The 17332-nt window shown below is 71.2% G+C and carries 15 protein-coding genes; 9 read left to right on the top strand and 6 right to left on the bottom strand.

Annotation, left to right across the window (positions count from 1 at the left end):
- Nucleotides 1-226 precede the first annotated feature (226 nt).
- From ACFVUT_RS33360 to ACFVUT_RS33340, 5 genes are read left to right on the top strand one after another with little or no spacing between them, the layout of a single operon-like run.
- Nucleotides 227-3094, top strand: coding sequence for a nitrate- and nitrite sensing domain-containing protein (locus ACFVUT_RS33360; protein WP_389658081.1), 2868 nt, complete (start codon nt 227-229; stop codon nt 3092-3094).
- Nucleotides 3091-3528 (top strand): roadblock/LC7 domain-containing protein, encoded by a 438-nt coding sequence (locus tag ACFVUT_RS33355; RefSeq protein WP_389658078.1) that lies wholly within the window; start codon nt 3091-3093, stop codon nt 3526-3528. Before ACFVUT_RS33360 ends, ACFVUT_RS33355 begins: the two co-directional genes overlap by 4 nt.
- Complete coding sequence (locus ACFVUT_RS33350; protein WP_389658075.1) at nt 3525-3929, top strand: DUF742 domain-containing protein; 405 nt, start codon at nt 3525-3527, stop codon at nt 3927-3929. Before ACFVUT_RS33355 ends, ACFVUT_RS33350 begins: the two co-directional genes overlap by 4 nt.
- Before the next feature lie 6 nt (nt 3930-3935).
- The gene (locus tag ACFVUT_RS33345; protein WP_389658072.1) at nt 3936-4505 is read left to right on the top strand and encodes an ATP/GTP-binding protein; all 570 of its coding nucleotides are present in this window, start codon (nt 3936-3938) and stop codon (nt 4503-4505) included.
- A gap of 41 nt (nt 4506-4546) precedes the next feature.
- Nucleotides 4547-5680: an FAD-dependent monooxygenase gene (locus ACFVUT_RS33340; RefSeq protein WP_389658069.1), complete on the top strand. Its 1134-nt coding sequence runs from the start codon at nt 4547-4549 to the stop codon at nt 5678-5680.
- A 100-nt stretch (nt 5681-5780) separates the two neighbouring features.
- On the opposite strand, the gene ACFVUT_RS33335 is transcribed toward ACFVUT_RS33340, so the two are convergent.
- Together ACFVUT_RS33335 and ACFVUT_RS33330 are read right to left on the bottom strand one after the other, a co-directional pair.
- On the bottom strand, nt 5781-6182 hold the full coding sequence (locus tag ACFVUT_RS33335) for a RidA family protein (RefSeq protein ID WP_389658066.1): 402 nt from the start codon (nt 6180-6182) through the stop codon (nt 5781-5783).
- Nucleotides 6179-7306, bottom strand: a complete 1128-nt coding sequence (locus ACFVUT_RS33330) for an acyl-CoA dehydrogenase family protein (RefSeq protein ID WP_389658063.1) — start codon at nt 7304-7306, stop codon at nt 6179-6181. The genes ACFVUT_RS33335 and ACFVUT_RS33330 overlap by 4 nt, the downstream gene beginning before the upstream one ends.
- Nucleotides 7307-7410: 104 nt before the next feature.
- Here ACFVUT_RS33330 and ACFVUT_RS33325 point away from each other — a divergent pair, with 104 nt between their 5' ends.
- The 3 genes from ACFVUT_RS33325 (at nt 7411) to ACFVUT_RS33315 (ending at nt 10478) form a co-directional block, all read left to right on the top strand.
- The gene (locus ACFVUT_RS33325; protein ID WP_389658060.1) at nt 7411-9012 is read left to right on the top strand and encodes an AMP-binding protein; all 1602 of its coding nucleotides are present in this window, start codon (nt 7411-7413) and stop codon (nt 9010-9012) included.
- Between the two features lie 81 nt (nt 9013-9093).
- Nucleotides 9094-10020, top strand: a complete 927-nt coding sequence (locus ACFVUT_RS33320) for a GNAT family N-acetyltransferase (protein WP_389658057.1) — start codon at nt 9094-9096, stop codon at nt 10018-10020.
- Entirely contained in the window at nt 10017-10478 is a 462-nt protein-coding gene (locus tag ACFVUT_RS33315; protein ID WP_389658054.1) for a hypothetical protein, read from the top strand. Before ACFVUT_RS33320 ends, ACFVUT_RS33315 begins: the two co-directional genes overlap by 4 nt.
- On the opposite strand, the gene ACFVUT_RS33310 is transcribed toward ACFVUT_RS33315, so the two are convergent.
- Entirely contained in the window at nt 10465-12942 is a 2478-nt protein-coding gene (locus ACFVUT_RS33310; RefSeq protein WP_389658051.1) for a bifunctional salicylyl-CoA 5-hydroxylase/oxidoreductase, read from the bottom strand. The genes ACFVUT_RS33315 and ACFVUT_RS33310 overlap by 14 nt on opposite strands.
- A 4-nt stretch (nt 12943-12946) precedes the next feature.
- On the bottom strand, nt 12947-13774 hold the full coding sequence (locus tag ACFVUT_RS33305) for an enoyl-CoA hydratase family protein (protein ID WP_389658048.1): 828 nt from the start codon (nt 13772-13774) through the stop codon (nt 12947-12949).
- 227 nt (nt 13775-14001) lie between these two features.
- Here ACFVUT_RS33305 and ACFVUT_RS33300 point away from each other — a divergent pair, with 227 nt between their 5' ends.
- Nucleotides 14002-14436 (top strand): ATP-binding protein, encoded by a 435-nt coding sequence (locus ACFVUT_RS33300; RefSeq protein WP_389658045.1) that lies wholly within the window; start codon nt 14002-14004, stop codon nt 14434-14436.
- Between the two features lie 108 nt (nt 14437-14544).
- On the opposite strand, the gene ACFVUT_RS33295 is transcribed toward ACFVUT_RS33300, so the two are convergent.
- Nucleotides 14545-15993 carry an amino acid permease gene (locus ACFVUT_RS33295; protein WP_389658042.1) on the bottom strand — a complete coding sequence of 483 codons (1449 nt, stop codon included), beginning with the start codon at nt 15991-15993 and terminating at the stop codon, nt 14545-14547.
- A 269-nt stretch (nt 15994-16262) separates the two neighbouring features.
- Nucleotides 16263-17270: an ornithine carbamoyltransferase gene (argF, locus tag ACFVUT_RS33290; protein ID WP_389658039.1), complete on the bottom strand. Its 1008-nt coding sequence runs from the start codon at nt 17268-17270 to the stop codon at nt 16263-16265.
- Nucleotides 17271-17332 lie beyond the last annotated feature (62 nt).

Here is a 17332-nt window from a genome sequence, read left to right as displayed (position 1 = left end):
CGGACCGCCGCTCGGGGCGGTCGGAGCGGGCACCTCCGGCATCTTGATGGCGGAGGTGTGTCTGATCAGTGATGCACTTGTGAGCCCACTTCCTTTCCTTTTTTGCAGTGTGACTAATATCTATGTGTCGGAGTTCTCAACGGAATTGACCAGTCGTGAGGCTGGCACCATCGTCAAGGAGCACGCCCTGCGCACGCGCCTCTCACGGCGGACCCCATCGACCACGATGTCGCTACGGACGGCCCTGCTCGTACTCGCCGTCGTTCCCGGCGTCGCCCTGGCCGCCCTCTGGGCCGTCACCAGCGGACAGACCCTGCTGGACTTCCAACGGCAGGCGGCACAGGGCCAGTTGGCCGAGAAGGCCGGTCAGCCGTCCAATATCGTGTACTACAACCTGCAGGCCGAGCGCCGTCTCAGTGCCGAGGCGCTCGCCCGTGACAAGGGCGCCACCGACGAGCTGGAGCGCCAGCGCAAGAAGACCGACGACGCCGTCGAGAGCTTCCGGACCCTGTCCGACGTGGCAACCGGCGACGCCCCCTCCGAAGTCCGGGACGCGGTCCGCAGGGCGCGCGAGGCGATCAACCAACTCCCGGCCCAGCGCACCCTCGTCGACCAGGGCGGCAACGATCAGCAGGAGGCCGTGTACAGCTACTACACGGACCTGATCGCGGTGGACCTCGAACTCTTCTCGGCGCTCAGCCATGTCGACAACGGCAGGATCACCACCCTCTCGCAGCCGCTGGCCGACCTCTTCTGGACCAAGGAGATGATCTCCCGTTCGGACGCCCTGCTGGAGCGCGGCTGGTCCGACGGCAAGCTGAGCACCGAGGACCTGAAGCAGGTCCGGGAGGCTGTTTCCGGACAGTCGCTCCAGTACTCCACCAAGGTCGTCCCCTATCTGCCCGCGGACGAGAAGGCCATGTGGGAGAAGATCACCCGCAGTCCGGCCTGGCAGACGAAGACGCGCGTGGAGAACGAGGTGCTGCGCCCGGCCGATGCCGACAGCGCCGGCTTCGTCGATGTCGGCGTCAAGGAGAAGACCTGGCGCGGCGCGATGGACGACCTCACTCCGCAACTGGAGCAGCTGCTGGAGCACCGCACCGCCCTCGTGGTCGACGAGGGCAAGGGCAGCGTGATGTCACTGCTGTTCACGATGGTGCTGACCACGGTGGTCGGCCTGCTGGCCGTGATCGCCGTCATCTGGACCACCTGGCGCCTCACCCGTAACCTCCGCCGCCGGATCGGCGGCCTCCAGGAGCGGGCCGAGGAGCTGGAGAAGACCCTCCCCGATGTCGTCGAACGGCTCGGCCGGGGCGAGCGCATCGACGTCGAGGCCGAGGCCCGCGCGATCGAGCACGACCGCGGAAGCGGCAGGGCCGACGAGCTGACCCGCCTCGGCGACGCGCTCAACCTGGCGCGCACCAGTGCGCTGACGGCGGCCGTCACCCAGGCCGACCAGCACCGCGGCTTCGAGCGGCTGCTCCAGCGGATCGCCCGCCGCACCCAGCAACTGATCGGCCAGCAACTGAAGAAGCTGGACGAACTGGAGCGCAAGCACGAGGACCCGGAGGTGCTCGACGGCCTGTTCGACCTCGACCACCTCACCGCCCGACTGCGGCGGTACGAGGAGAACCTGGTGATCCTCTCGGGCGGCTCCCCGCACCGGCGCTGGCGCAAGCCGGTTCCGCTGCTGGACGTGATGCGTTCCGCCCAGGGCGAGGTGCAGGACTACCGGCGCGTGATGCTGGATCTCGACGGCAGCCCCTGGCTCGCGGAGCGGGCCGTCGGCCCGGTCTCGCATGTGCTGGCCGAGCTCATCGAGAACGCGCTCAGCTTCTCCCGGCCGCCGAGTCCGGTCGAGGTCAGGGCCGCCCGGGTGAGCCGCGGTCTGGCGATCGAGGTCGAGGACCGGGGCCTGGGGATGGAGGAGGACCAGCTGGCCGCCGCCAATGAGCTGATGGCCCGGCCGCCCCGGATGGACGTCCTGGCCCACTCCGACGACATCCGGCTCGGTCTGTACGTGATCGCGCGCCTCGCGGACCAGTACGACCTGCGGGTGGAGTTCCGTTCCTCGGCGTACGGCGGCACCCGGGTCGTGGTGCTCGTCCCCGACGCGCTCACCGTCGCCGCGCCGCAGTCCGGCCCGGTCGGCGTGCCCTCCCCGTCGGTGGCCCCCGAAGCGGCCACCGCGCCCGACGAGGCGCTGCCCACACGCGTACAGGGCCAGGCCCTGGCCGGAGTCACCGCGCTGCACACCGCAAGCGCTCCCCCGGCCACCGCCGACCAGCCCCACGAGACGCCGGAACAGAACCGGCCGGAACAGGACCAACAGCCGTACCAGGCCACCGGAAACCCGTACACGGACGGCCGGGAGCAGCCTTACCCGGCGGCGGCGCCGGAGAACACGGTTCCCGCACCGGAGGGGCCCTACGGGACGCCGCCTGCGAGCCCCTACGGCGCACCGGCTGCGCCGTACTCCGCGCCCGCGGCCGGGTACGACGACGCCGAGCGGCCGTACATGACGGCGGCCGGCCAGTACCCCGTGGACCAGCCGCCGTACCGGGCGTCCGATGAGCCGTTCCCGGCCCCGCAACAGCCCTACCCGACGCCCGACGTGCCGTATCCCGCCCCGGGGCAGTCGTACGCCGCTCCGTACGCCTCCGGCACCGGGGCGGACCGTCCCGGCCGCCTCCCGATCCCGGGGCCCCGGCAGTCCGAACCGGGCACCGGGCGTCCCGCGCGGCTGCCGGTGTCCGTGCCCGACCATCCGGCGCCACCGGAGCCGGACGCCCTCCTCGCGGCGAGCGGACCCGACCGGCCGACCGCGTCCGCGCCCGCTGCGGAACCCCCGCTGCCGCGCCGGGTCCGGCAGGCCAGCCTGGTGGACGAACTGCGGATCGGCCCGGCCGCCCCGGCCACCGCACCCGATCCGTCCGGCCGGGAGGAGACCCTGCCGCGACCGGCCCCGCGCCGGGCCGGAGCCGCCATCGGAGCCTTCCAGCGCCGGTCCCGCGCAGCTCGCGCGACCACCGAGACGCCGAAGCAGCCCGCACCGTCCGCCACCCCCCTCCCTACGAGAGAAGAACGGCCATGACACGCACAACCGCCACCCACCAGGATCTCGACTGGCTGCTCGACGGCCTGGTGGACTCGGTGGCCGAGACCCGGAACGCCATCCTGCTCTCCGACGACGGTCTGGTGGTGAGCCATTCACGCACCATCGACCGTGCCGACGCCGAGCGGCTGGCCGCCATCTGCACCGGTCAGCAGAGCCTGGCCCGCGGTGTCGGTCAGCTCTTCGACGGCGGCGGCGTGCACCAGGTGATCGTCGAACTGGCGGACCTCTGGCTCTTCATCATCTCGGCCGGCCAGGGCACCCACCTGGCCGTGATCGCCTCCCAGGAGGTGGATGCCGAAATCATGTCGCTGGCCATGCACAACCTCGTACAGCAGGTGGGACAGAAGCTCGGCACCCCGACCCGAGGTGACTTCGACGCCTTCGGTACCGGGGACGGGCAGCGCGCGTGACCCCGCACTGGGAGGAGGAGGCCGAGGAGGACGGAGCGGGCACGATGGTGCGCCCGTACACCATCACCCGGGGCCGGACCGCCCCCGAGCGGGACGACTTCACCCTCATCACCGTGCTCACGACCGCGCAGGATCCTCGGGACGAGCACGGTGCGCCGATCCTGCCGGGGAGGCTCCAGCCCGAGCACCGGCTGATCCTGCAGCGCTGCCACCGCCCGTCCGCGGTCGCCGAGGTCTCGTCCGGCCTCGGCCTCCCGGTATCGGTGACCAAGATCCTGCTGGCCGACCTCGTCGCCCAGGGCCTGCTGCTGGCCCGCGCCCCGCTCTCGGTCGCGCGCGCGGCCGGCGGGGCCGACAGGGGCGTGCTGGCCGCCGTTCGTGACGGACTCCGGAGACTCTGAACCAACATGACAAGCAGTCAGGCGGCCCCCGCCGCCGTCAAGATCCTCATCGCCGGCGGCTTCGGCGTCGGCAAGACCACCATGGTGGCCGCGATCAGCGAGGTGACGCCGCTGCGCACCGAGGAGTACCTGACCAAGGCCAGCATCGGCGTCGACGACCTGGCCGGTGTCGGTCAGAAGGACACGACGACCGTGGCCCTGGACTTCGGCCGGATCACCGTCAGTCCCGAACTGGTCGTCTACCTCTTCGGCACGCCCGGCCAGGAACGCTTCTGGTTCATGTGGAACGACCTGGTGAACGGGGCGCTCGGCGGTGTGGTGATCGCCGACACGCGCAGGCTGGAGACGAGCTTCGCCTCGATCGACTTCTTCGAGAGCCGCAATATTCCGTTCGTGGTCGCGATCAACTGCTTCCACGGCCACAACACCCGTACACCGGACGAGATCAGGACCGCCCTCGACCTCGATCCGCACGTTCCGCTGCTGATCGGCGACGTCCGCGAGCGGCCGTTCAGCCGGGACGTGCTGCTCGCCCTCGTGGATCACCTGATGAGCCTGCCCGTCACGGCCGGCTGACCGCCCGTTCCCCTTACTTTCTCGCTCTGGAGAGATCTGAGATGGCATCACCCCTGCGCGTCCTGATTCACGGCGGCGGCATCGGCGGGCTCACCCTCGCCACCGCACTGGCCAGGCGCGGCCACACCGTCGAGGTCGCCGAGCTGCGCGACGGGCTGGAAGCACTCGGCGTCGGCATCATCCAGCCGTCCAACGCCCTCCACGTCATGCGGGAGATCGGGGTTCTCGACGCGTGCCTGGAGGCGGGCTTCGAGTGGGAGATCCTGACCATTGCCGACCCGGCGGGCAACACGCTCGCCGAGATACCCCAGCCGCGCATGGGCGACGCCCCCTCCAACAACGGCATCCCGCGCCCCGCCCTGGCCGAGGTGCTGCACGCCGCCGCCGTCGCCGCCGGAGCCACGGTCCGCTTCGGCACCACCATCACCGAGCTGGCCGACGACGGCTCCGGTGTGGACGTCACGCTCTCCGACGGCTCCGCCGGCCGCTGGGACCTGGTGGTCGGCTTCGACGGCATCGGTTCGCCGCTGCGCACCCGGCTCTACGGGGACCGTTACGTCCCCGAGTACACCGGCTTCGCGAACTGGCGGGTGACGGTGCCCCGGCAGCCCCAGGTGCGGGGCGTCGTGATGGGCAGCGCGGGCCAGGACGCGAAGGCGCTGCTCACGCCGATCACCGACGAGCTGATGTACCTGGGCGCCGTGTTCGCGGAGGCCGCGGACTTCCGGCCGGACCCGGAGCGGGCGCACGAGCAGCTCAAGGAGCGGCTGCCGATGTTCTCCGGACCGGTCGCCGAGGCGCTCGCCACCGTCACCGACCCGGCCTCGGTGGTGTACTCGCGGATCTCCCAGGTGACGGTCGAGGAGCCGTGGCACGTCGGCCGGGTGGCGCTGGCCGGTGACGCGGCGCATGCCTGCACCCCGCACATCGCGCAGGGTGCGGCGATGGCCGTCGAGGACGCGCTGGTCCTCGCCGAGTCGCTGGACGCCGAGACCGACGTGGCCGCGGCCCTCAAGACGTGGGAGGCGCGCCGCCGTCCCCGGGCGATGTGGGTGCAGGCCATGTCGCGTGCGGTGCTCAAGCAGGAGACGGGCACGCAGACCACGCCCGAGGAGGACGAGCTGCTGAAGGTCGGTATCCCTGGCGCGGCCCATGTGCTGGTGAAGCCCTACTGATCCGCGCCCAGTACCGCACGGATCGGTGCCGCTCCGCACGGGCCGGCGCAGGTCCGCGCGGTGCCGGACGGGCCCGGGCACCCGGGTCCGTCCGGGGTGTTCAGGGCAGTACCGCCACCCCGTCGATCTCGACGAGAGCCTGCTCGTCCCAGAGCCTCGCCACGCCGATGACCGCCATCGCCGGATAGTCACGGCCCGCCGACTGCCGCCAGATCCGGCCCAGTTCCCCGGCGTGGGCACGGTAGTCGGCCACATCGGTCGCGTAGACGGTGACCCGGACCAGGTCCGCCGGAGTGCCGCCCGCCGCGCGCAGCGCGGTCAGCACATTGGTGAGGGCCGTCGCGAACTGCTCGGTCAGGCCGGTACCCACGACCTTGCCGTCCCGGTCGAGAGAGGTCTGTCCGGCAAGGAAGACCAGGCGTCCGCCGGTGGCCGTGACGGCGTGCGAGAAGCCCGCGGGCGGCGACAGCTCGGCGGGGTTGATCCGGTGGACCGGACTCATGCGGACGCCTCCCGGTTCGCGTACAGCTCCTTGGCGATGATCGTGCGCTGGACCTCACTGGCGCCCTCGTAGATCCGTGGGGCGCGGACCTCCCGGTAGAGGTGTTCGAGGAGGTGGCCGCGGAGCAGGGCGCGGGCGCCGTGCAGTTGGACGGCGGTGTCGACGACGTACTGCGCGGTCTCGGTGGCGTACAGCTTGGCCATGGCCGCGCGACACGGTACGCCCGGCTCCCCCGCGTCGTAGGCGGCCGCCGCCGCGTACACGAGGAGGCGGGCGGCCTCGGTGCGGGTGGCCATTTCCGCGACCTGGTGGGAGACGGCCTGAAGATCCTTCAGCACACCGCCGAAAGCGGTGCGTCCGGCGGTGTGCGCCACCGTCGCGTCGAGGGCGGCGCGGGCCATCCCCACGGCGAACGCGCCGACGCTGGGACGGAACAGGTTGAGGGTGTTCATGGCGACCGGGAAGCCGCGGTCCGGTTCACCGAGCACATCGTCGGGGGTGACCGGGACACCGTCGAAGGCCAGGGCCCCGACGGGGTGCGGCGAGAGCATGTCGAGTGCGGTGCCGGTCAGTCCGGGGCGGTCGGCGGGGACCAGGAACGCGGTGACCCCCCGGGAGCCGGCGCCCTGGGTCGTCCGGGCGAAGACGGTGTAGAAGTCCGCCTCGGGCGCGTTGGAGATCCAGCACTTCTCGCCGGTCAGCCGCCAGCCGCCGGGGGTGTGCGCGGCGTTCAGGGCGAGGGCGGCCGCGTCGGAGCCCGCGCCCGGCTCGCTGAGCGCGAACGCGGCCACGGCGCGGCCGGCACGGACCTCCGGGAGCCAGCGTTCGCGGTGGGCCGAGGTGCCGGCCTGGATCAGGGGGTGGGTGCCGAGGCCCTGGAGTGCCAGCGCCGTCTCGGCCTCCGTGCAGCCGCGGGCCAGGGATTCGCGGAGCAGGCAGAGGTCGAGGGCACCGGAGTCCAGCAGCCGGTCGAGGAGGCCCGATGCGCCGAGTGCGGCGATCAAGGGGCGGTTGACGTGGCCCGGTTCGCCTTTCTCGGCAAGGGGGCGCAGTCGCTGCTCGGCAAGGGCCCTTACCCCTTCGCACCAGGCGGCCTGTGCCGGATCGAGCGAGAATGCCGTCATACCGGCGCCTCTCTAGTCGCGTCGCGTCGTCTCTTCTTATCGCGGACCGTTGACTACCGTCACCCAAACGATACGCTCCACAGGCGACAAGGGGGCGATCCGTCATGGACCCGAAGACCTCAGCGCATCTCGACACCTTCGCCAGGGAACACCTGCCGCCGCCCGACCAGTGGCCGGACGTCCTCTTCGACCTTCCCGAACTGCGCTACCCGGCGCGCCTCAACTGCGCGGCCGAGCTGCTGGACCGTACGGTCGACCGGTTCGGCCCCGACCGACCCGTCTTCCGTACGCCCGACGGCGGAGTCTGGAGCTACGGGGAGCTGCGGGGCCGGGTGGACCGGATCGCCCATGTCCTCACCTCGGATCTGGGGGTCGTTCCCGGCAACCGCGTCCTTCTGCGCGGCCCCACCACGCCCCAGCTGGCCGCCTGTTGGCTCGCGGTGCTGAAGGCGGGCGCGATCGCCGTCACGGTGCTGGCCCAGCAGCGGTCCGCCGAGCTTGCCACGATCTGCTCGATCGCCCGGGTGAGCCACGCGTTGTGCGACGTCCGGACGGTCGCCGACCTGGTGAGGGCAGAGGCGCCGGGGCTGCGGATCACGACGTACGGAGGCGACGGCCCGGACGATCTGCTGCGTCTGGCCGAGGCCAGGACGGGGCCGTACCGTCCCGTGGACACGGCGGCGGACGATGTCGCACTGATCGCGTTCACCTCGGGCACCACCGGGCGTCCCAAGGGCTGCATGCACTTCCACCGGGACGTGCTCGCCGTCGCCGACACGTTCTCGCGCCATGTCCTGCGTCCCACGCCGGACGATGTGTTCGCGGGCAGTCCCCCGCTCGGCTTCACCTTCGGGCTCGGCGGTCTGGTGGTCTTCCCGCTGCGGGCCGGCGCCAGTGCTCTGCTGCTCGAACAGTCCGGGCCGACGCAATTGCTGCCCGCGCTCGCCGCCCACCGCGTCTCGGTGCTGTTCACCGCGCCGACCGCCTATCGCGTGATGCTCGACCATGTCGACGAGCACGATCTGAGCGCGCTGCGACGCTGCGTCTCGGCCGGGGAGAACCTTCCGGCGGCCACCTGGCGTTCCTGGTACGAGCGGACGGGGCTGCGCATCATCAACGGAATCGGCGCCACCGAACTGCTGCACATCTTCATCTCCGCCGCAGACGACGCGATCCGCCCCGGAACCACCGGAGTGCCCGTGCCCGGCTGGCGGGCCCGGGTGCTGGACCGCGAGGGCAGGCAGGTGCCGGACGGGGAGCCCGGCCTCCTCGCCGTACGCGGTCCGGTCGGCTGCCGCTATCTCGCCGACGAGCGTCAGCGGGACTACGTGGCGCACGGCTGGAATCTCACCGGCGACACGTACGTACGCGAGCCGGACGGCTACTTCCGTTACGTCGCCCGCGCCGACGACATGATCATCTCCTCCGGCTACAACATCGCCGGCCCCGAGGTCGAGGACGCTCTGCTGCGCCATCCCTCGGTGGCCGAGGCCGCGGTGGTGGGACGGGAGGACGAGCTGCGCGGCCGGATCGTGGTGGCGTACGTGGTGCTGCGCGACGGCGCCGACCTGTCGGCGGACGAGCTGCGCGCGTACATGAAGGGCGAGCTGGCCCCGCACAAGTGCCCGCGCGTCATCGAGTTCCTGCCGGCCCTTCCCCGGACCGCCACCGGCAAGCTGCAACGGTTCCGGCTGCGGGACGCCTGACACGGAAGGCCGTGCACCCGGGTGGAGCGCGTGCCGGGAAATGCGGGTGCTCCGTTCCGCGCACACGCGGCAGGATGAGGCATGCTCTGGACCTTCACCGAAGACGTCGAAGTCTTTCTCGCCACGGCCGGCGCGTCACTGGCCGCCCGGCCCGTCGAGAACACGCTCGTTCTGACCGTCACCGCCACCCTGCGCCGCCGGGGCCCGCACGCCTTCAGCGACGCCGCGCCGCTGCTGGGTTGGTGGCGCGGGGCAGATGGCCGGATCGCGGGGACGCTGGTGCAGACCCCGCCGTATCCGCTGGTCCTGGGGGCCGTTGCCCCGGAGGCGGTCGGTCCGCTGGCCGCCGCGCTCCCGCCCACCCGCGTCAACGCCGACCGGGCCACCGCCGAGGCGCTGGCCGCCCGGTGGCCCGGCCACCGGGTCGACCAGGAGCAACGGCTCTACCGGCTGGGGACGCTCCTCCCGCCTTCCCCGGCACCGCCGGGGCGTCCCCGGGCGGCCACCGTCGCCGACCGGGAGCTGCTGGTGCGCTGGCATCGCGCCTTCGCCGATCAGGTCGGCCAGGTCGGCACCCATGCCGAACGGATGGTGGACGAGCGGACGGCATCCGGCGGGCTGACGCTGTGGGAGGTGGACGGTGCTCCGGTGTCGATGGCGGGCGCCCTGCCGCGGATCGCGGGCACGGTCCGGGTCACGGCGGTCTACACGCCGGCTGAGCACCGCGGCCGGGGCTACGCCGCCGCGGTCGTGGCGGAGTCCGGCCGACTGGCACGGAAGGCGGGCGCCCGGGAGGTGCTGCTCTTCACCGACCTGGCGAATCCGACCAGCAACGGCGTGTATCAGCGCATCGGCTACCGGCCGGTCTCCGACCGGCTGCTGATCAGCGCGAGGGAACACGGCGCCGAGCAGCATGACGCCGGGAAGCCCGGCCCGAAAGAACACAACCCGAAAGAACATCGCTGGGAAGAACACAGCCCGGAAGAGCTCAGTCCGGAGAAGCGGTGAGCGGGCCGCCCGAACCCGCCTGGCTGGTCGCCGCCCACGTGGTGCTGTGGCGGCGGTACGGGGACCTCGGCCAGGAACTGCGTCCCGGCACGAAGGCGTACCGGGGCGGGGCGAAGGTGTACGTCGTCGACACCTATCCGGGAATGGGCCACCAGCAGCTGACCACGGTGGGACATGCCCGGCACACCGGCCGCTGGATCACCATCGACACGAGCACGCGCCATCTCCACACGTTCCGGGCGCAGTTGGTGTACATCCCGGCCGTTCTGAGGCGGTGCGCCCACCCGGGCATCGCCGGTCCCGGTACCGCCGGTCCGGGCGCTGCCACGCGGCACGAGGCCGAGGAATGGGCCGCTCTGCTGGAGCGTGTCGCCCGGGAGGAGCGCGAGGCCCATCACGGTGCCCCGCACCCCTCCCCGTGTCTCTGCCACTCCTGCCGGCCGGTCACCCCAGGGTGAGCCGGGGCTTGGGCGCGTCCGTACGGCCCGTGGGCGGGGTGCGGCTTCCCGCGCGGTACGGGAGCGGCCAGGGCGCGCCCGGTCCGCGGTAGTCCTGGTCCGCCGCGGCGTGCAGCGTCCAGTGCGGGTCGTAGAGATGGGGGCGGGCCAGGGCGCAGAGGTCGGCCCGCCCGGCGAGCAGCAGCGAATTGACGTCGTCCCACGACGAGATCGCACCGACCGCGATGACGGGCACGCACAGCGTGTTACGGATCCGGTCCGCGTACGGGGTCTGGTAGGAGCGGCCGTACTCGGGGCGCTCGTCGGGGACGACCTGACCGGTGGAGACGTCGATGGCGTCGGCGCCGTGGGCGACGAAGGCACGGGCGATCTCGACGGCGTCCTCGGCCGTCGTGCCGCCCTCGGACCAGTCCGTGGCGGAGATGCGGACGGTCATGGGCCGCTCGTCGGGCCAGTCGGCGCGGATCGCGTCGAAGACTTCGAGGGGGAAGCGGAGCCGGGCCGTCGGCGATCCGCCGTACCGGTCGGTGCGGTGGTTGGTGAGCGGCGAGAGGAAGCTGGAGAGCAAGTAGCCGTGTGCGCAGTGGAGTTCGAGCAGATCGAAGCCACATCGGTCGGCGCGCCGGGCGGCCGAGGCGAACTGTTCGCGTACGGCGTCGAGTCCGGCCCGGTCCAAGGCGTGCGGGACCTGGCTGACGCCGTCGGCGTACGGAATCGGCGAGGCGGCGGTGAGCGGCCAGTTGCCGTCGTCGAGAGGCTGGTCGATGCCTTCCCACATCAGTTTGGTGGACCCCTTGCGCCCGGAGTGCCCGAGCTGCACGCCGATGGCCGTACCGGGTGCCTGTGCGTGGACGAAGTCGGTGATCCGGGTCCAGGCGTCGGCCTGTTCGCGGGTGTAGAGGCCGGTGCAGCCCGGTGTGATGCGGCCCTCCGCGCTGACGCACACCATCTCCGTCATGACGAGCCCGGCGCTGCCGAGTGCGCGTGCCCCCAGGTGGACGAGGTGGAAGTCGCCGGGGACGCCGTCGACGGCCGAGTACATGTCCATGGGTGAGACGACGACGCGGTTGCGGAGTTCGAGGCCGCGCAGCCGCAGCGGGGTGAACATCGGCGGGGTGCCCGGGGCGCATCCGAACTCCTCCTCGACCGCTGCGGTGAAGGAGGCGTCGCGCAGCCGCAGGTTGTCGTGGGTGACACGGCGGCTGCGGGTGAGGAGGTTGAAGGCGAACTGGCGGGGCGGCTGGTCGACGTAGGTGGCCAGCTCCTCGAACCAGTGCAGACTGGCCGCGGCGGCTCGCTGGGTCGACTCGACGACCGGCCGGCGCTCGGCCTCGTACGCGGCCAGTGCGCCGGGCAGGTCGGGCTGTTCCTCGATGTGGGCGGCGAGCGCGAGGGCGTCCTCGACGGCGAGTTTGGTGCCGGATCCTATGGAGAAGTGCGCGGTGTGGGCGGCGTCGCCGATGAGGACCGTGTTGCCGTGCGACCAGCGGGCGTTGACGACGGTACGGAAGGTGAGCCAGGAGGAGTGGTGGGAGCGCAGCGGCCGGCCGCCGAGCGCCTCGGTGAAGATCTTGGCGCAGCGCAGGATCGAGTGTTCCACGTCGCAGGTGTCGAATCCGGCGGCCCGCCAGACCTCCTCGCGCATCTCGACGATGACGGTGGAGGCGTCGGCCGAGAAGGGGTAGGCGTGGAGTTGCATCACGCCGTGCGCGGTCTCGGCGATCTCGAAGCGGAAGGCGTCGAGGGCGAAGTCGACGGCGAGCCAGATGTAGCGGCAGCGGTGGGTGGTGAGGCGGGGCCCGAAGGTGTCGGCGTGGGCGGCGCGGGTGAGGCTGTGCACGCCGTCGGCGGCGATCACCAGGTCGTGTGCGGCGGCCAGTTCGGCGGCCGGCGGAGCCTCGGTACGGAAGCGGAGGTGTACGCCGAGCCGGTCGCAGCGCTCGTGCAGGATCTCCAGGAGCCTGCGCCGGCCCAGTGCCGCGAAGCCGTGCCCGCCGGAGGTCTGGGTCACGCCTCGGTGGACGATGTCGATGTCGTCCCACCGTACGCACGCGTCCTGGAGCGCCCGGTGGACAACGGGGTCGGCGTGCCCGATGCCGCCCAGGGTCTCGTCCGAGAGGACGACTCCGAAGCCGAAGGTGTCGTCGGGGGCGTTGCGCTCCCAGACGGTGATGTCGCGTCCCGGGTCGAGGCGTTTGAGCAGGATCGCGGCGTAGAGCCCGCCGGGGCCGCCGCCGATGATCCCGATCCGCTGCACACCGGTCCGCCCTGTACCGGTCTGCCCCGTGTCGGTCCGCTCCGTGACGGTCTGCCCCGTGCTGGTCTGCCCCGTGTCGGTCCGCTCCGTGACGGTCTGCCCCGTGCTGGTCTGCCCCGTGCTGGTCTGCCCTGTGCCGGTCCGCCGCGTGCCGGGCGCCACAGTCGCGGACGCCTCGCCACCGGTCGGGCTCGTGTCCGGCGGCATCGCGCTACCGGCCTTGCCACTTCGGTGGCCGCTTCTCGGTGAAGGCGGCGTGGAATTCGGCGTAGTCGTCGCCGTGCATCAACAGCGCCTGGGTCGCGGCGTCCATCTCGACCGCGGCGGCGAGCGGCATGTCGAGTTCGGCGGTGAGCAGCGCCTTCGTCTGGGCGAGCGCCAGCGCCGGTCCGTCGGCGAGGCGGCGGGCGAGCGCCGCCGCGCGCGCGTCCGCCTGCCCCTCTTCGGCCAGCTCGCTGATCAGCCCGATCCTCTCCGCCTCGGGTGCGCGGACCGGTTCGCCGAGCATCAGCAGCCGGGTGGCGTGGCCGAGGCCGACGACGCGCGGCAGCAGGTAGGCGGCGCCCATGTCACCGCCGGAGAGGCCGACCTTGGTGAAGAGGAAGGCGAAGCGGGCGGACGGGTCGGCGACCCGGAAGTCGGCGGCCAGCGCCAGAACCGCGCCGGCGCCTGCGGCCATTCCGTGTACGGCGGCGATGACGGGGAAGGGGGTTTCACGTAGGGCCCGGACCACCTGCCCGGTCATGCGGTTGAAATCGAGGAGCTGGGCGGTGTCCATGGCGAGCGTCGCGCCGATGATGTCGTCGACGTCTCCGCCGGAGCAGAACCCGCGGCCCTCCCCCGCGAGCACCAGGGCGCGCACGGTGCGTTCGCGGGACAGTTCGGCAAGCAGATCGCGCAGGTCGGCGTAGGCGCCGAAGGTGAGCGCGTTGAGTTTCCCGGGGCGGTCGAGGGTGACGGTGGCAACTCCGTCGTCCGTCGTCAGCCGCAGATGACGCCAGTCGTCCGTACGGGAGGCGGAACTGGGAAACGGGCTCATGGAAGGGGCTCCCCTTCAGCCGTCGGGCTGCTACCTGCCACCGAACTTATCACTCGTACGTGACTCCCGTCACGAGGACGCAATAGGTGGAGTGTGAGAACTCAGTGCCGAACGTCCCCTTCATACCGGTCCGCAGCCCCTTGTCTGTTCCCTTGCACTTCGTAAGGTTGAAAGCGAGAAGTCTTGACCTCCAGAAAGTCCATGAACTCCGGAACGGAAACCGTGCCGTGCGCCCCGATGTCCCCCTCCCCGCCTCCTGGCGGATCACCCTGCCGCATTCGACGGTGGCCGTACCCGTCGCCCGCGCCCTGATCCGTACGGCGCTGGCGGACATCGACGCACCGGCCGACTCCGACACCGCTGAGCTCCTCACCGCCGAACTGGTCGCCAACGCCGTGGAGCACACCCGTGACGGCGGTGGCCCCATCGAGCTGGTGGTGGAGCTCCTGCCGAGCGGCTGCCAGGTGGAAGTGCACGACCGCGACCCGTCCTCGCCGGGCGATCTCTCCCGTCCGGGGCCGGGCAGCGCGCCGGACCCCTGGCAGGAGCACGGCCGTGGCCTGCTGCTGATCCGTACGCTCAGCGCGTCCTGCGGTCATCGCACGACGGAGACCGGCAAGGCGGTGTGGTTCACCCTGCCGTCCCGTACACCGCGCGACTGACCCGGCATCTCGTGACTGACCCGGCGCCTCGTGACTGAGCCCGCACCTTGTGACTGAGCCCGTACCTTGTGACCGACCCAGCGCCTCAGAGCCGTCCGGCCGCGCCCGTCACCTCGCGTCCGCTGCGGCCAGCCGGGAGTGTCGGCGGCCGTACAGGGCGTAGACCCCCGCGCCGACGATCAGGAAGCCGGCAAACTGCACCCAGGTCGTCCAGCCCGTCCCGTACATCAGATAGAGGCAGAAGACGACGCCGAGGAGTGGGCTCAGCGGGTAGAGCGGCACCCGGAACGATCCCCTCACCTCGGGGTTCCGGCGGCGCAGCACGATCACCGCGATGTTGACCGCGACCATGGTGCCCAGCGTGCCGATCGTCGTCAGATTCACCACGACGCCCAGCGACGAGAACGCCGCGGGGATCGCGAAGACGACCGCCACGATCCAGGTGTTGGCGACCGGCGTCGACGTCCGCGGGGAGACCCGTTCGAAGACGCGCGGAACCAGACCGTCGCGGGACATCGACATCAGGATGCGGGTCTGCCCGTACATCACGGCGAGCACGACCGACGCGATCGCGACGACCGCCCCGAAGGCGATGACGCCCCCACCGACGGTCGAGTCGGTGACCTGGTCGACGACCACCGAGAGCGCGGCCGGCCTGTCGGCGACGGCCTCCGGGCCGAGTGCTCCGATGGCCGCGAGCGCGACGGCACAGTAGAGCAGCGTGACCAGGCCGATGCAGATCATGATCGCGATCGGGATGTTCCGCCGCGGGTTCCTGACCTCTTCGCCCGCGGTGGTGATGGCGTCGAAGCCGATGTACGAGAAGAAGGCCAGCGACGCACCGGCGGTGACCCCGCCCGCCCCGTGGGCGACGAACGGCGTGAGATTCCCGTGCTCGAAGGCCGTGAAGGCGATGAAGCAGAACGCGACGAGGATGCCGATCTTGAGGACCGCCATCGCCGTGGTGGCCCCCGCGCTCTCCCGCACCCCGCGTACCAGCAGGGTGGCGGCCATCATGACCACCAGGACCGCGGGCAGATTGATCACTCCGCCGTCGCCGGGACCGGCCGAGAGGGCCGCGGGCAACTGCCACCCGAACAGGCTGTTCAGCAGCTCGTTGACGTACTGGCTCCAGCCGACAGCGACCGCGGAGACCGAGACGCCGTACTCCAGCAGCAGGCACCAGCCGACGAGGAACGCGATGCGCTCACCGAGGGTCGCGTAGGCGAAGGAGTACGAGCTGCCGGACACCGGGATCGCGCTGCCCAGTTCGGCGAAGGAGAACGCGGTGAAGACGCAGGTGACCGCGGCGAGCACGAAGGACAGCACGACCGCGGGGCCCGCCTCGGCCACGCTGTCGGACAGACCGACGAAGATGCCGGTGCCGACGACTGCACCGACACCGAAGCACACCAGCTGGAAGAGCCCCATGGTGCGCTGGAGGCCGTGCCCCTCCAGGTCGGCGCCGGACTCGGCGATCAGCTGATGGGGGCTCTTGACGCGCGCCCCGGAGGGTCGCGAGGGGCTCGGCGGGCTCGATGGGTACGACGGACTCACGGGGGGTGATCTCTTCTCCGGTGGAGCATGTGGGGGGATGCGGGGGGCGTTCCGGGGCCGGTGGGGGTTCCGGGACATCGCAGCGGGGGTTCCGGGACATCGGGACGGTGGGGCTCCGGGGCAGTGGCGGCTCCGGGGCAGTGGCGGCTCCGGGCCCGGGTGACACACGAAAATGGGGTTCGAGCGTGCGAGCCCGAACCCCACCAACAGGCCACATAGTAGCCACCTTCACGCATGTTCACCCAAATGGGTGCATGATCATGCGGCAATCAGCCTGCGGTCGCCATCGTTGCCACCAGAACGGCCTTGATCGTGTGCAACCGGTTCTCGGCCTCGTCGAAGACGACCGAGTGGGCGGACTCGAAGACCTCGTCGGTGACCTCCAGCTCCGTGAGTCCGTGGGCGGCCTCGATCTCGCGCCCCACCTTGGTGCCGAGGTCGTGGAAGGCAGGGAGGCAGTGCAGGAACTTCACGTCGGCGTTGCCGGTGGCGCGCAGGACGTCCATGGTCACGGCATACGGCGCGAGGGCCTTGATGCGCTCGGCCCAGACCTCCTTGGGCTCACCCATGGAGACCCAGACATCGGTGGCGACGAAGTCCGCGCCCTTGACTCCCTCGGCGATGTTCTCGGTGAGGGTGACGGTCGCGCCGCTCACCTCGGCCAGCCTGCGGGCCTCGGTGACGATCTCCTCGGCAGGCCAGTACGCCTTTGGCGCGACGATCCTCACGTCCATGCCCAGCAGCGCACCCGTGACCAGGTAGGAGTTGCCCATGTTGAAGCGGGCGTCACCGAGGTACGCGAAGGCGATCCTCTCCAGCGGCTTCGCGCTGTGCTCGACCATGGTGAGGACGTCGGCGAGCATCTGGGTCGGGTGCCAGTCGTCCGTGAGCCCATTGAAGACCGGAACGCCGCCGTACGCGGCCAGCTCCTCGACGGCGGCCTGGCTGTCACCGCGGTATTCGATGCCGTCGAACATCCGGCCGAGGACGCGGGCCGTGTCCTTCACCGACTCCTTGTGCCCCATCTGAGAACCGGAGGGGTCGAGATAGGTCGTGGACGCGCCCTGGTCGGCAGCCGCCACCTCGAAGGCGCAGCGGGTACGCGTCGAGGTCTTCTCGAAGATCAGCGCGATGTTCTTGCCGCGCAGCCGCTGCACCTCGGTCCCCGACTTCTTCTCGGCCTTGAGCTCGGCAGCGAGGTCGACCAGGCCGCGGAACTCCTCGGCCGTGAAGTCCAGCTCCTTGAGGAAGTGGCGGCCTGCGAGGTCTATGGCCATAGGACTGCTCCTGAGTCGGTGAGGATCACACATACGAACCATGGAAGTCTATACGAAGCTCT

This window comes from Streptomyces sp. NPDC058051 (genome assembly GCF_042885475.1).
Classification (GTDB): domain Bacteria; phylum Actinomycetota; class Actinomycetes; order Streptomycetales; family Streptomycetaceae; genus Streptomyces.
The sequence above is the reverse complement of the archived record's forward strand: the minus strand, read 5'-3'. Positions and strand labels throughout refer to the sequence as shown.

Coding starts and splice junctions, on each gene's coding strand:
- ACFVUT_RS33360 (WP_389658081.1), top strand. CDS start 227: ATGTCGCTACGGACGGCCCTGCTCGTACTCGCCGTCGTTCCCGGCGTC.
- ACFVUT_RS33355 (WP_389658078.1), top strand. CDS start 3,091: ATGACACGCACAACCGCCACCCACCAGGATCTCGACTGGCTGCTCGAC.
- ACFVUT_RS33345 (WP_389658072.1), top strand. CDS start 3,936: ATGACAAGCAGTCAGGCGGCCCCCGCCGCCGTCAAGATCCTCATCGCC.
- ACFVUT_RS33340 (WP_389658069.1), top strand. CDS start 4,547: ATGGCATCACCCCTGCGCGTCCTGATTCACGGCGGCGGCATCGGCGGG.
- ACFVUT_RS33335 (WP_389658066.1), bottom strand. CDS start 6,182: ATGAGTCCGGTCCACCGGATCAACCCCGCCGAGCTGTCGCCGCCCGCG.
- ACFVUT_RS33330 (WP_389658063.1), bottom strand. CDS start 7,306: ATGACGGCATTCTCGCTCGATCCGGCACAGGCCGCCTGGTGCGAAGGG.
- ACFVUT_RS33325 (WP_389658060.1), top strand. CDS start 7,411: ATGGACCCGAAGACCTCAGCGCATCTCGACACCTTCGCCAGGGAACAC.
- ACFVUT_RS33320 (WP_389658057.1), top strand. CDS start 9,094: ATGCTCTGGACCTTCACCGAAGACGTCGAAGTCTTTCTCGCCACGGCC.
- ACFVUT_RS33310 (WP_389658051.1), bottom strand. CDS start 12,942: ATGCCGCCGGACACGAGCCCGACCGGTGGCGAGGCGTCCGCGACTGTG.
- ACFVUT_RS33305 (WP_389658048.1), bottom strand. CDS start 13,774: ATGAGCCCGTTTCCCAGTTCCGCCTCCCGTACGGACGACTGGCGTCAT.
- argF (WP_389658039.1), bottom strand. CDS start 17,270: ATGGCCATAGACCTCGCAGGCCGCCACTTCCTCAAGGAGCTGGACTTC.